Origin of the sequence: Mycobacterium rhizamassiliense (assembly GCF_900157375.1) — a bacterium.
Taxonomy (GTDB): Bacteria; Actinomycetota; Actinomycetes; order Mycobacteriales; family Mycobacteriaceae; genus Mycobacterium; species Mycobacterium rhizamassiliense.
In genome coordinates this window covers 1,326,414-1,339,272 of record NZ_LT721901.1, presented here as the reverse complement: position 1 = coordinate 1,339,272, position 12,859 = coordinate 1,326,414, and the positions used below count along the sequence as shown (strand labels likewise).

Annotated in this window: 10 protein-coding genes; 6 read left to right on the top strand and 4 right to left on the bottom strand. The window is 68.8% G+C overall.

Annotated features, from left to right (window positions below; translation table 11 throughout):
- The first annotated feature begins 91 nt into the window (after positions 1–91).
- A complete protein-coding gene (locus MRAB57_RS06620; protein ID WP_108637893.1) occupies positions 92–745 on the top strand; it encodes a cysteine hydrolase family protein in 654 nt (217 codons plus the stop codon).
- A gap of 53 nt (positions 746–798) precedes the next feature.
- Positions 799–1,731 (top strand): LysR family transcriptional regulator, encoded by a 933-nt coding sequence (locus MRAB57_RS06615; protein ID WP_077086866.1) that lies wholly within the window; start codon positions 799–801, stop codon positions 1,729–1,731.
- On the opposite strand, the gene oxc is transcribed toward MRAB57_RS06615, so the two are convergent.
- The gene (gene oxc / locus MRAB57_RS06610; RefSeq protein WP_077086865.1) at positions 1,715–3,415 is read right to left on the bottom strand and encodes an oxalyl-CoA decarboxylase; all 1,701 of its coding nucleotides are present in this window, start codon (positions 3,413–3,415) and stop codon (positions 1,715–1,717) included. The genes MRAB57_RS06615 and oxc overlap by 17 nt on opposite strands.
- 201 nt (positions 3,416–3,616) lie before the next feature.
- Between oxc and MRAB57_RS06605 the strand changes: the two genes are divergently transcribed.
- Positions 3,617–5,197 (top strand): FadD7 family fatty acid--CoA ligase, encoded by a 1,581-nt coding sequence (locus MRAB57_RS06605; protein WP_077090425.1) that lies wholly within the window; start codon positions 3,617–3,619, stop codon positions 5,195–5,197.
- A gap of 10 nt (positions 5,198–5,207) precedes the next feature.
- Here MRAB57_RS06605 and MRAB57_RS06600 read toward each other — a convergent pair whose 3' ends face one another.
- The 3 genes from MRAB57_RS06600 to MRAB57_RS06590 all read right to left on the bottom strand — a co-directional run bounded on the left by MRAB57_RS06600 (position 5,208) and on the right by MRAB57_RS06590 (position 8,425).
- Positions 5,208–5,681, bottom strand: coding sequence for a DUF2231 domain-containing protein (locus MRAB57_RS06600; protein ID WP_077086864.1), 474 nt, complete (start codon positions 5,679–5,681; stop codon positions 5,208–5,210).
- 30 nt (positions 5,682–5,711) lie between these two features.
- Positions 5,712–7,877: an elongation factor G-like protein EF-G2 gene (locus MRAB57_RS06595; RefSeq protein ID WP_077086863.1), complete on the bottom strand. Its 2,166-nt coding sequence runs from the start codon at positions 7,875–7,877 to the stop codon at positions 5,712–5,714.
- Between the two features lie 122 nt (positions 7,878–7,999).
- Positions 8,000–8,425, bottom strand: coding sequence for a TIGR03668 family PPOX class F420-dependent oxidoreductase (locus tag MRAB57_RS06590; protein ID WP_077086862.1), 426 nt, complete (start codon positions 8,423–8,425; stop codon positions 8,000–8,002).
- A gap of 124 nt (positions 8,426–8,549) precedes the next feature.
- Here MRAB57_RS06590 and MRAB57_RS06585 point away from each other — a divergent pair, with 124 nt between their 5' ends.
- From MRAB57_RS06585 to MRAB57_RS06575, 3 genes are all read left to right on the top strand, one after another.
- Complete coding sequence (locus tag MRAB57_RS06585) at positions 8,550–9,575, top strand: S1C family serine protease (protein ID WP_077086861.1); 1,026 nt, start codon at positions 8,550–8,552, stop codon at positions 9,573–9,575.
- Positions 9,576–9,684: 109 nt separating this feature from the next.
- On the top strand, positions 9,685–11,457 hold the full coding sequence (treS, locus tag MRAB57_RS06580; RefSeq protein WP_077090424.1) for a maltose alpha-D-glucosyltransferase: 1,773 nt from the start codon (positions 9,685–9,687) through the stop codon (positions 11,455–11,457).
- Positions 11,454–12,836, top strand: a complete 1,383-nt coding sequence (locus MRAB57_RS06575; RefSeq protein ID WP_077086860.1) for a maltokinase N-terminal cap-like domain-containing protein — start codon at positions 11,454–11,456, stop codon at positions 12,834–12,836. The genes treS and MRAB57_RS06575 overlap by 4 nt, the downstream gene beginning before the upstream one ends.
- The last annotated feature ends 23 nt before the right edge of the window (positions 12,837–12,859 follow it).

The window sequence follows — 12,859 nt, the reverse complement described above, 5'->3', positions numbered from 1 at the left end:
TTTTAGCAAACAATGGGATTCCCGTTGAGGGTAACGATCCGGTCTCCGATTGAGTTCGATCGCATCACATGCTGGAGGAACGAGGGATGGCGTGACGCAACACGATCCCTATACACACCCGCTGGCCGCCTCGGCGGCGCTGCTGTTGATCGACATGCAACGCGATTTCCTCGACGCACCGGACGGGCAAGCCGCGATGCCGGTTGCGGGCACCCACGCCGTGATCCCGGCAATCGCGAAGCTGGCCAGCGCCTTCCGCCGACGGGGGCTACCGATCGTGCACCTCGTCCGGCTGTATCGCCCGGACGGGTCGAACGTGGACCTGGTGCGCCGCCAGGCGATCGAGCATGGGGCGCGCGTCGCGGTGCCGGGCGGCCCCGGTTCGCAGATCCCCGCCGAATTGCTGCCCGGCGACATCGAACTGGACCACGAGCTGCTGCTGGGCGGTGGTCTGCAACGGATCGGCCCGGGTGAGCACGTGCTGTACAAACCGCGCTGGGGCGCCTTCTACGACACGATCCTCGAACGGCATCTGCATGAAAGTGGCAGCGACACCGTGGTTTTCGCGGGTTGCAACTTCCCGAATTGCCCGCGGACGTCGATCTATGAGGCCTCCGAACGCGACTTTCGCGTCGTGCTGGTTTCCGATGCGGTGTCGGGCGTATACGAGCGGGGAGCCGACGAATGCCGCGCCATCGGGGTCGCCGTCCGCGACGTGGCGCAGACGCTGGATTGGCTGGCCTGATGGTGACGCGTTAGATTCAGCGAAATCGGTGCGGGCAAGACCGAGGAGGTGCGGTGCTCTTCCGGCAACTGGAGTACTTCGTCGCGGTCGCCCAGGAGCGCCACTTCGCCCGGGCGGCTGAGAAGTGCTACGTCTCGCAACCCGCGCTGTCCGCCGCGATCGCCAAGCTGGAGCGCGAGCTGAACGTCACGCTGATCAACCGCGGGCACAGCTTCGAGGGCCTGACGCCCGAAGGGGACCGGTTGGTGGTGTGGGCCAAGCGGATTCTGGCCGAACACGACGCGTTCAAGGCCGAGGTGGATGCGGTGCGCTCCGGCATCACGGGAACGCTGCGGCTGGGCACCGTGCCGACTGCCTCGACGACGGCCTCGTTGGTGCTTTCGGCCTTCTGTTCGGCGCACCCGCTGGCGAAGGTGCAGATCCTGTCCCGGCTGGCGGCCACCGAGTTGTACCGCCGGGTGCGCGAATTCGAGCTGGACGCCGCGATCGTGCACGCCACCCCCGAGGACGCGGCCGAGGTGGACCTGGTGCCGCTGTACGAGGAGCGCTACGTGCTGCTGTCGCCATCGGACATGTTGCCCTCTGGCGCAACGACATTGGCGTGGCCGGACGCCGCGCAGCTGCCGCTGGCGCTGCTGACCCCGGCGATGCGGGACCGCCAGAGCATCGACCAGGCCTTCGCGGGCCACGGCATCACCGTCGCACCGCAAGTCGAGACCGACTCCGTTGCTTCGCTCTTGGCGCAGGTCGCCACCGGCAACTGGGCATGCATCGTGCCGCACACCTGGCTGTGGACGTCGCCGCTGCAGGGCGACATCCGCGCGGTCGAGATGGTCGACCCCGTGCTCAAGGCTCAGATCGCCCTCGCGACCAACGCCGCCGGTCCGGGGTCACCAATTGCCCGGGCGCTGAGCGCATCCGCCCAAGGGCTGGCGCTGAACGAATTCTTCGACGCGCAGCTCCTGGGCATCACGCATCGGCGCTGACTGACTTCCGTGCGGCGCTGGTCGGGTTCAGGGCGGCCAGGTGGCCGCTTTCCACCCCGGCCGCCGGATCCAGTTCGCAGTCGACGATCGACGGGCCGCCGGAAACCAGCGCCTGGGTCAGCGCCGCCCGCAGCTCCGCCGGCGTGCTCACGTGGTACCCCTTGCCGCCGAACGCTTCCGCGATCAGCTCGTGTCGCGCCCGCGCGTTGAGCACCGTGGGGGCCGGATCGCCGCCCGTTTGCTCCTCGTCGCCGCGGTACACCCCGCCGTTGTTGAGGATTACCACGGTGACGGGTAGCCGGTAGCGGCAGATGGTCTCGATCTCCATGCCGGAGAAGCCGAACGCGCTGTCGCCCTCGATAGCGACGACCGGCCTGCCGGTCTCGACCGCGGCGGCGATGGCATAGCCCATGCCGACGCCCATCACGCCCCAGGTTCCGCTGTCCAGCCGGTGGCGCGGTAGCTCCATGTCGATCACGTTGCGGGCCAGGTCCAGCGCGTTGGCCCCCTCGTTGACGACGTAGACGTCCGGGTTTTGCTGCAGCACAGCGCGAATGGCGCCCAGCGCGTTGTAGAACCGCATCGGGTGCGGATCGTCGGCCAGCCGCTCGGCCATCTTGGCGTCGTTGCGCTCCCTGCGCTCGGCCAGCTCGCCGGTCCATGCTGCGGGCACCGAGATCGGGTGGGCCGCCAGGTGATCGGACAGCGCCGCCAGCACCGAGCCGACGTCACCGGCCAGCGGCGCGGCGATCGGCTGATTGCTGTCGAATTCGCTTGCCGCAATGTCGATTTGGATAAACTTGGCGCCGGCATCCCACTGCGGCGAATCGCCATGGCCGAGTAGCCAATTCAGCCGGGCCCCGACCAGCAGCACCGCGTCGGCGCGGCCGATCGCCAGCGAGCGCGCGGCCGCCACCGACTGCGGGTGCGAATCGGGCAGCAGCCCCTTGGCCATCGACATGGGCAGGAATGGAATGCCGGTGGTCTCCACGAACTCCCGGATCGCGGCGTCGGCCTGTGCGTAGGCCGCGCCCTTGCCGAGCACGATCAGCGGGCGTTGCGCCGCGGCGAGTATCTCGACCGCGCGATCGACCGCGTCGGGCGCCGGCAGCTGGCGGGGAGCCGGGTCGACGACCCGCCACACGCTGTCGGCCGCGGCCGCGGCGTCCATGGCCTGGCCCAGCACGACGCCGGGGATGTCGAGGTAGACCCCGCCCGGGCGGCCGGACACGGCGGTGCGAACGGCGCGCGCGATGCCGCGCCCGATGTCCTCGACCCGGGTGATCCGGTAGGCCGCCTTCGCGAAAGGCCTTGCGGCATTGAGCTGATCGAGGTCCTGGTAGTCGCCGCGCTGCAGATCGACCAGCGCGCGATTGCTCGAGCCCGAAATCTGGATCATCGGGAAGCAGTTGGTGGTGGCGTTGGCCAGGGCGGGTAGCCCGTTGAGAAAGCCGGGTCCCGAGGTCGTCAGACAGACGCCGGGACGCTGGGTGAGGAACCCCGCGGCAGCGGCCGCGTTTCCCGCGGACGTCTCCTGCCGGAAGCCGATGTAGCGGATCCCGGAAGCTTGCGCGACGCGCGCCAGGTCGGTGATCGGGATGCCGACGATCCCGTAGATCGTCTCGATGCCGTTGGCCTTCAGGGCGTCCACGACCAGGTGAAAGCCATCGGTCTGGGTGGTCATTCCCGGCTCCTCGTCTGTTGCGTGCCTGTCGTCTTTCACTGTCGTCCGGGTGCTGCGCCGTTGTCCAAGACCCCGTCGCTATGCCTCGATAGCCGCTGATTATCGATCGTGAGCTGAACAGTATTGGACGAACGGGGAGGTTTCTCGGCATCGTTCAAGCAGGTGCTGATACACATGCGAACGAGCGGAAGGACCACGGCGATGTCTGACTTGATCACCCCGTCGGCGGAGTTGACCGACGAATCCCCGAGCATCGCCGACCTGGTGGCCGCAGTCGCCGGTCGGGCACCGGAGGCCCCCGCGCTGGTCGTGACCGCCGAGCGGCTTCCGATCAGCTACCGCGATTTGGTCGGCCTGGTCGACGACCTGGCCGCACAGCTCGAGCGGGGTGGCCTGCGGCCCGGCGACCGGGTCGGGCTGCGCACCGGCAGCAACGCCGAATTCGTCGTCGGCCTGCTCGCGGCGTCGCGAGCGGGCCTGGTCGTGGTGCCGTTGGATCCCGCGCTGCCCGTCGGTGAGCAGGCCGTGCGCGGCGACGCGGCGGGCGCGCGGGCCGTGCTCGTCGACGGCAGCGCCGACGGGGAGCCCGACACCGGCACGCGGTGGTGGCCGATCGCGGTGGCCTTCGGAGGCGACGCTGGTGCGCTCCAGGTCACCCTCGACACCGCGGCGGGCCTCCAGCAGGACGTCTCGACGCCGCGGGGCCTGCGCCCCGACGACGCGATGATCATGTTCACCGGCGGGACCACCGGCACGCCGAAGATGGTGCCGTGGACCCGCGCCAACCTCGCCGGTTCGGTGCGGGCCATCATCGCCGGCTATCGGCTGGGCCCACAGGACGCCACCGTCGCGGTGATGCCGCTCTACCACGGCCACGGCCTGGTGGCCGCGCTGCTGTCGACGCTGGCGTCGGGCGGCACGGTGTTGTTGCCGGCGCGCGGGAAGTTCTCGGCGCACACCTTCTGGGACGACATCGATGCCGTCCAGGCCACCTGGTACACCGCCGTCCCGACGATCCACCAGATCCTGTTGGAGCGGGCCAGGACCGAACAGCCCAACAGCGACAAGATCGCGCTGCGCTTCATCCGCAGCTGCAGCGCCCCGCTCACCACGGAAGCTGCTCAGGCGCTGCAAGATACGTTCTCGGCGCCGGTGGTGTGCGCGTTCGGGATGACCGAGTCCACCCATCAGGTCGCCACCACGGGCATCGGTGAGGACGAAAATCCCGCCGAGACAACGGGTCTCGTGGGCAAGTCGACCAGCCCGCAGATCCGGATCGCCGGCCAGGACGGGCGGCCCGTCGGCGCCGAAGCCGTCGGCGAAGTCTGGCTGCACGGCCCTACGGTGGTCCGCGGCTACCTCGGCGACCCGGCGATCACCGCCGCCAACTTCACCGACGGCTGGCTGCGCACCGGCGATCTGGGGTCGCTGTCGGAGGCGGGGGACCTGAGCATCCGCGGCCGCATCAAGGAACTGATCAACCGGGGCGGCGAGAAGATCTCCCCGGAGCGCGTCGAGGGCGTGCTGGCCAGCCATCCGGGCGTGCTGGAGGTGGCCGTGTACGGGCTGGCCGACAAGATGTACGGCGAGACGGTGGCCGCGGTGATCGTTGCGCGGGGATCGAGCGTGCCGACCCCCGACGAGCTTGCGGCGTTCTGCGCCAACCGGCTGGCTCCGTACGAAATCCCCACCAGCTACACGGAAGCCAGCGAGTTGCCGCACACCGCAAAGGGTTCGCTGGATCGCCGCGCGGTGGCCGAGCAATTCGGCAGTCCGGCCTGACGCGGGCCGCTTACGCGGCCGACGACGTCACGTTCCCCCAGGCGGCCCGGGCGCCGGAATCGCCGACGCGGTAGGTCTGCACCAGCGTGGCCACGGCCGCGATGAGCACCAGCACCGCGACCGCGGCGTGCAGCGTCCCCCGCACTTCCACGCCGCGCTCCAGGCGAACGTGCACGGCGGCCAGCAGCGCCACCGTCCCGGCCAGCGCCGCGATGATGTAGATCAGCGTCGAGCCGAGCTGCTCGTGATTGATCAGGATCGGCGACGGCCTACCGACGCGGGCCGCCAACCAGACGCCCGCGGTGGTCGTCATCGGCGTCAACACGAGCGTGCCCACCGCGAGCAGCAGCACCGGCCAGATCAGCCGGCGTCGCGCCGCGGGCCACACCACGCACAGGATCGCCAGGATCGCCGCCAGCGGGCCCAGGACGACGACGAAGTGGTTGAGCAGGATATGCAGGGGCAGGCCATTGAATGTCGACATAATCCCAATCTGGTTGGTCCGCAGGTGCTTTCACACAGTAGCCTGCACCCGGGTGGCCGCGGATTCGGGCATCGGTTCGTACCGGGCGAACGAACGGGTGAACGACGCCGCCCCGTGCGCCAGTGAACGCAGGTCGATGGCATACCGGGTCAGCTCCACCTGAGGAACCTCGGCGCGCACCATCGTGCGGTCCTGACCGACCGTGTCGGTGCCGAGCACCCGGCCGCGCCGGCCGGACAGGTCGCCCATCACCGCGCCGACGAAGTCGTCGGGAATCAGCACCGAGATTTCGTCGATGGGCTCGAGCAGGCTGACCTTGGTGGCGGCCGCGGCTTCCCGTAGGGCCAGCGAGCCCGCCATCTGGAAGGCGAAGTCCGAGGAGTCGACGCTGTGCGCCTTGCCGTCGAGCAGGGTGACCCGGATGTCGACCACCGGGTAGCCGGTGTGGACACCCTTTTCCATCTGCGCCCGCACCCCCTTCTCCACGCTCGGGATGAAATTCCGCGGCACCGCCCCGCCGACGACCTTGTCGACGAACTCGAAGCCCGACCCCTCGGGCAGCGGTTCGACCTCGATCTCGCAGACGGCGTACTGCCCGTGCCCGCCGGACTGCTTGACATGGCGGCCATGGCCTTTTGCCTTGCCGCCGAACGTTTCTCGCAGCGGGATGCGCAGCTGGACAGTGTCGACAGTGACGCCGTACCGATTGGCCAGCGCGTCGAGCACCACGCCGGCGTGCGCCTCGCCCATGCACCAGAGCACGATCTGGTGGGTCTCCTGATTCTGCGCGATCCGCAGCGTCGGGTCTTCCGCGGCGAGCCGGCCCAGCCCCACCGACAGCTTGTCCTCGTCGGTCTTTGCGTGCGCCGCAATCGCGATCGGCAACAGCGGTTCCGGCATGGTCCATGGCTTCAGCACCAGGGGCTCGGCCTTATCCGAAAGCGTGTCACCGGTTTCGGCCCGGCTCAGCTTGCCGATCGCGCAGATGTCGCCCGCCACCACCGCGGGCGCCGGGCGCTGCTGCTTGCCGAGCGGGAAGGACAGCACGCCGATGCGCTCGTCCTCGTCGTGGTCGGGGTGGGTGCTGGCCCTGGAGTCGGAGCCGTTGGACTCGCCGAAGAAGGACGAAAAATGGCCCGACACATGGACGGTCGTGTCGGGCTTGATGGTCCCGGAGAACACCCGGACCAGGCTTACCCTGCCGACGTAGGGGTCCGACGTCGTCTTCACCACCTCGGCCAACAGTGGGGCTCCCGCGTCGCAGGCCAGCTCGGCGTGCGGGGCGCCCAACGGTGTAAAGACTTCCGGCAGTGGGTGTTCCATCGGGGACGGGAATCCGCGGGTCGCCACCTCCAGCAATTCCAGCGTCCCCACGCCGGTGCCGCTGCACACCGGGATCACCGGGAAGAAGGAACCCCGGGCGATGGCCCGCTCCAGGTCCTCGATGAGCACCGCCTCGTCGATGGCCTCGCCGCCGAGGTACCGCTCCATCAGCGACTCGTCCTCGGATTCCTCGATGATGCCTTCGATCAGGGTGCCGCGCGCGTCCTCGATCCGCTCGGCGTCCGAGTCCTCCGGCGCCGCCGTGGTCCGCTTCCCGCCGGCATACAGGTACCGGGTCTGCGACAGCAGGCCGATCAGGCCCTCGCAGGACGCCGGCCCGATCGGCAGGTACAGCGGCATGACCTTGTCGCCGAACGCGTCCTGCGCGGCGGCCAGCGCCTCGGCGTAGTTCGCCCTGGCGTGGTCGAGCTTGGTGATCGCCACGGCGCGCGGCATGCCGACCTGGCGGCATTCCTGCCACAGCGACTTGGTCGGCTCGTCGACGCCCTCGTTGGCCGCGATCACGAACAGCGCGCAGTCCGCCGCCCGCAATCCGGCCCGCAGCTCGCCGACGAAATCGGCGTATCCCGGCGTGTCGACCAGGTTGATCTTGACGCCGTCATGCAGCAACGACACGACCGCGACACCGACCGACCGCTGTTGGCGGATCTCGGCGTCGTCGTAGTCGCAGATGGTGCTGCCGTCCACGATGGAGCCCGGCCGCACCAGCACCCCGGCCGCCACCAGCAGGGTCTCCACCAGAGTCGTCTTGCCGCCGCCCGACGGTCCCACCAGGACGATGTTGCGAACGTCGCCCGGGCCGTTCGCGATGGGCGCGGCTCCGCTCCGGGCGATGTTCGCTTTGTCGGCCATGGCGTTCCTCCAGACGGCCGCGCCGGCGGGTCCAGTTCGCGCGCGGTGTGGCCCAGCTCACAGATGTAGTAAGCAACCTTTCTCTCAACTGCCGCCCAGCACAAGGCCTGCGTGAGCGCGCCTCAGGCGTGCCAGCTCGACCAGCGGCGCACCGTCACCGCGATCACCGGGCCGTTCAGCGAAACAGATTGGTACTGAGGGTATTTCGCGCGCAGCAGCGCGTAACCGGCAGCCATCGCCGCGCCCTCTGAATGGATCGCCGCGACGCCGTCGACGCGTACCCACCACAACTGCGTCCAATCGTCGCCGTAGTGGTCGACGAGCAGGCTGACCCGCGGATTGGCCTGGATGTTCGCCAGCCGGCGGAGTCGTTGCGTCGTCTTCGGCTTGGCGTCCACGGCGGTGTACACGACGTCGTGACCGTCCGGCGGGTCCGGGTCGACCGCGAACACCACGGGCACCAGGTGCGGCTTTCCGTCGGGCGTGCTGGTGGCCAGCCGCGCCACCGGGGACCGTCCGAAGCCGGCCCGCGGGTCGAATTCGCCCATCTGCCCAGCTTATGGGCCGCAACGCTGTCTCAACTAGCTACCTGCACTACGGTGATGTACACAGTTCGTACCGCTTCGAGCAAATACTCGGCGGATTCTGGTGTTCACAGCAGGAGGCACGGGGATGAATAGACGGCATCACCGCCAGATCTGGTGGTCACGGTTGGCCAGCATCCTGGCCGTGCTCGCGGTGGGTCTGGGCCTGGCCGCGGTGCCGGCATCCGCCACACCTACCAGGCCGCTGCCGCTGGATGCCGCGGCGATCGTCACGCCGCAGATCGTCAACATCAACACCAAGTTCGGCTACAACAACGCGATCGGGGCCGGCACCGGCATCGTCATCGATCCGGGCGGCGTCGTGCTCACCAACAACCACGTCATCTCCGCCGCCACCGACATCAGCGCGTTCGACGTCGGCAACGGCCAGACCTACGCCGTCGACGTGATCGGCTATGACCGCAACGCGGACATCGCGGTGCTGCAGCTGCGCGGCGCGGGTGGCCTGCCCTCCGCCGCGATCGGCGGCGGAGTCGCCATTGGCGACCCGGTCACCGCGGTGGGCAACGCCGGCGGTAGCGGCTCGCCCGAGGCGGTCCGGGGCAAGGTCGTCGCCCTCAACCAGAGCGTCTCGGCGTCCGACACCCTGACCGGCGCCGACGAAAAGCTGGGCGGGCTGATCCAGGCCGACACCGCGATCCGGCCCGGCGACTCCGGCGGACCGCTGGTCAACAACGCCGGTCAGGTTATCGGCGTGGACGTCGCGGCCAGCGACAGCTACAAGATGTCCGGCGGGCAGGGCTTCGCCATCCCGATCGGTCAGGCGATGGGCGTGGCGGGCGCCATCCGCGGCGGGGCCGGCTCCAACACCGTGCACATCGGACCGACGGCCTTCCTCGGCATGGGCGTCGCCGAGAACTCCGGCAACGGCGCGAAGGTCGCCCGCCTGGTCAACGGCGGCCCGGCCGCCGGTACCGGGATCGCACCGGGCGACGTCGTCATCGGCGTCGACAACGTCGCGATCAACGGGCCCACGTCGATGACCGACGTGTTCGTTCCGCATCACCCGGGGGACACGATCACCCTGCGCTGGCGCTCCCAGGACGGCGAGCACAGCGCGCCGGTGGTGCTGGCGGAAGGGCCTCCGGCCTGATAGCCGCGCGGGAAGTGCCTGGCAGCCGGTCAATTCGGTTGTCATTAGGCAATTTAGGCCGCGTGGTTCCGAAGTGGCGGCCTCGGGTACCCGTGGCATCGTGGAATTGATGAACGACGCAAAAGACGCTGTCGAGCACCATCCCGCCGGGGGAAGTCACGTCGAAGGAGGCGTGGTCGAGCACCCCGAAGCCGAAGACTTCGAGAATGCCGCGTCGCTGCCGGCCGATCCCACGTGGTTCAAGCACGCGGTGTTCTACGAGGTCCTGGTCCGGGCGTTCTCCGATGCGAACGCGGACGGTTCGGGTGACCTGCGCGGGCTGATCGGGCGCCTCGACTACCTGCAGTGGCTGGGCGTGGACTGCCTCTGGCTGCCGCCGTTCTACGATTCGCCGCTGCGCGACGGCGGCTACGACATCCGCGACTTCTACAAGGTGCTGCCCGAGTTCGGGACGGTCGAGGACTTCGTCGCCCTGCTCAACGCCGCGCACGAGCGCGGCATCCGGGTGATCACCGACCTGGTGATGAACCACACCTCGGATTCACACCCGTGGTTCCAGGAGTCGCGGCACGACCCGGACGGGCCATACGGCGACTACTACGTGTGGAGCGACACCAGCGAGAAGTACACCGACGCCCGGATCATCTTCATCGACACCGAGGAGTCGAACTGGACGTTCGACCCGGTGCGCAAGCAGTTCTACTGGCACCGGTTCTTCTCGCACCAGCCGGACCTCAACTACGACAACCCCGCCGTGCAGGAAGCCATGATCGACGTCCTGCGCTTCTGGCTCGACCTCGGCATCGACGGATTTCGGCTGGACGCCGTGCCCTACCTCTTCGAGCGCGAGGGCACCAACTGCGAAAACCTGCCGGAAACGCACGCCTTCCTCAAGAAGGTCCGCAAGGTCGTCGACGACGAATTCCCGGGCCGGGTGTTGCTGGCCGAGGCCAATCAGTGGCCGGCCGACGTGGTCGAGTACTTCGGAGATGCCAGCACCGGCGGCGACGAATGCCACATGGCGTTCCATTTCCCGCTGATGCCGCGGATCTTCATGGCGGTCCGCCGGGAGTCGCGGTTTCCGATCTCGGAGATCCTGGCGCAGACACCCGACATCCCGGACATGGCGCAGTGGGGGATCTTCCTGCGCAACCACGACGAGTTGACGCTGGAGATGGTCAGCGACGAAGAACGTGACTACATGTACTCCGAGTACGCCAAAGATCCGCGGATGAAGGCGAACGTGGGGATCCGCCGCCGGCTGGCGCCGCTGCTGGACAACGACCGCAATCAGATGCAGTTGTTCACCGCGCTGTTGCTGTCGCTGCCCGGTTCGCCGGTCCTGTACTACGGCGACGAGATCGGGATGGGTGACGTGATCTGGCTGGGTGACCGCGACGGGGTGCGCACCCCGATGCAGTGGACACCGGACCGCAACGCCGGGTTCTCCAAGGCCACCCCGGGCCGGCTGTACCTGCCGCCCAACCAGGATTCGGTCTACGGCTATCAGGCCGTCAACGTCGAAGCGCAGCGCGACACCTCGGCGTCGCTGCTGAACTGGACCCGCACCATGCTCGGGGTGCGCCGCCGCCACAACGCCTTTGCCGTCGGGGATTTCGAGGAACTCGGTGGGTCGAACCCGTCGGTGCTGGTGTTCGCGCGCCAGGCTCGGGAAGACGGCGACACCGTGCTGTGCGTCAACAATCTGTCGCGGTTCCCGCAGCCCATCGAGCTGAACCTGCAGCAATGGAGCGGGAGCATCCCGGTCGAACTCACCGGCCAGGTGGAGTTTCCCCGCATCGGCCACCTGCCCTACCTGCTGACACTGCCGGGTCACGGGTTCTACTGGTTCCAGTTGTCGGCATCAGAGGAGAACGCATGACTGTCTCATCCGAGTCGGCGGCCAACTTGCCCTGGACCGACTGGCTGCCACAACAACGCTGGTATGCCGGGCGCAACCGCGAACTGGCCACTGCCGAGACCGCCCTGGTGGTCTCGCTGCGCGACGACCTCGACCTGGTGCTGGTCGACGCCTACTACACCAACGGCTCCTCGGAGCGTTACCAGGTGATCGTCGAGTGGGACGCCGCGCCGGTCTCCGAGTACAGCAGCATCGCGACGATCGGCGCCGCCGACGACCGGACCGGCTTCGACGCGCTGTACGACGCCGACGCGCCGCAATTCCTGCTGTCGCTGATGAACTCCGCGGCCGTGCGCGATACACGCGATTCAATGGGCACCGAGGTGTCGTTCTCCAAGGAACCCGACACCGAACTGCCGCTGGAGGCCGTGCCCCACGTGTCGGACGCCGAACAGTCCAACACCAGCGTGATCTTCGACCGGCGCGCCATCTTCAAGGTGTTCCGCCGGGTCAGCAGCGGCATCAACCCGGACATCGAGCTCAACCGGGTGCTCGGCCGCGCCGGCAACCCGCACGTGGCGCGGTTGCTCGGGACCTACGAGATCGCCGGGCCCAACTCCAACGGTCAGCGTGACACCGACGGCGCCTGGCCGCTGGGCATGGTGACCGAGTTCGCGGCCAACGCCGCGGAAGGCTGGGCGATGGCCACCGCCAGCGTTCGCGACCTGTTCGCCGAGGGCGACCTGTACGCCCACGAGGTGGGCGGCGATTTCGCCGGCGAGTCCAACCGGCTCGGCGAGGCCGTCGCGTCCGTGCACGCGACGCTGGCCGAGGCGCTGGGCACGACGCAGGCGACCTTCCCGGTGGATACCGTGCTCGCGCGGCTGTCGGCGACGGTCGCGCTGGTTCCCGAACTGCAGGACCACGCGGAGGCCATCGAGCAGCAATTCCAGAAGGTCGCTGGCGAACCGGTCACCATGCAGCGGGTGCACGGCGACCTGCACCTGGGCCAGGTGCTGCGCACCCCCGAGCGCTGGCTGCTGATCGACTTCGAAGGTGAGCCGGGCCAGCCGCTGGAAGAGCGACGGGCGCCGGACTCGGCGTTGCGCGACGTGGCGGGCGTGTTGCGCTCGTTCGAGTACGCCGCCTACGGCCCGCTGGTGGACCACGAGGGCGACAAGCAGCTGGCCGCGCGCGCCCGGGAGTGGGTCGAGCGCAACCGGACCGCGTTCTGCGAGGGATACGCGGCCGCGTCGGGCGTCAACCCCCGCGATCACGCACAGCTGCTGGCCGCCTACGAGCTGGACAAGGCGGTGTACGAGGCCGGCTACGAGGCGCGCCACCGGCCCGGGTGGTTGCCGATCCCGATGCGCTCCATTGCCCGGCTCGCCGCCGTTTAGTCAGCGCGGGCGCGCGCCGTTTG

Coding starts and splice junctions, on each gene's coding strand:
- oxc (WP_077086865.1), bottom strand. CDS start 3,415: ATGACCACCCAGACCGATGGCTTTCACCTGGTCGTGGACGCCCTGAAG.
- MRAB57_RS06605 (WP_077090425.1), top strand. CDS start 3,617: ATGTCTGACTTGATCACCCCGTCGGCGGAGTTGACCGACGAATCCCCG.
- MRAB57_RS06600 (WP_077086864.1), bottom strand. CDS start 5,681: ATGTCGACATTCAATGGCCTGCCCCTGCATATCCTGCTCAACCACTTC.
- MRAB57_RS06595 (WP_077086863.1), bottom strand. CDS start 7,877: ATGGCCGACAAAGCGAACATCGCCCGGAGCGGAGCCGCGCCCATCGCG.
- MRAB57_RS06590 (WP_077086862.1), bottom strand. CDS start 8,425: ATGGGCGAATTCGACCCGCGGGCCGGCTTCGGACGGTCCCCGGTGGCG.
- MRAB57_RS06585 (WP_077086861.1), top strand. CDS start 8,550: ATGAATAGACGGCATCACCGCCAGATCTGGTGGTCACGGTTGGCCAGC.
- treS (WP_077090424.1), top strand. CDS start 9,685: ATGAACGACGCAAAAGACGCTGTCGAGCACCATCCCGCCGGGGGAAGT.
- MRAB57_RS06575 (WP_077086860.1), top strand. CDS start 11,454: ATGACTGTCTCATCCGAGTCGGCGGCCAACTTGCCCTGGACCGACTGG.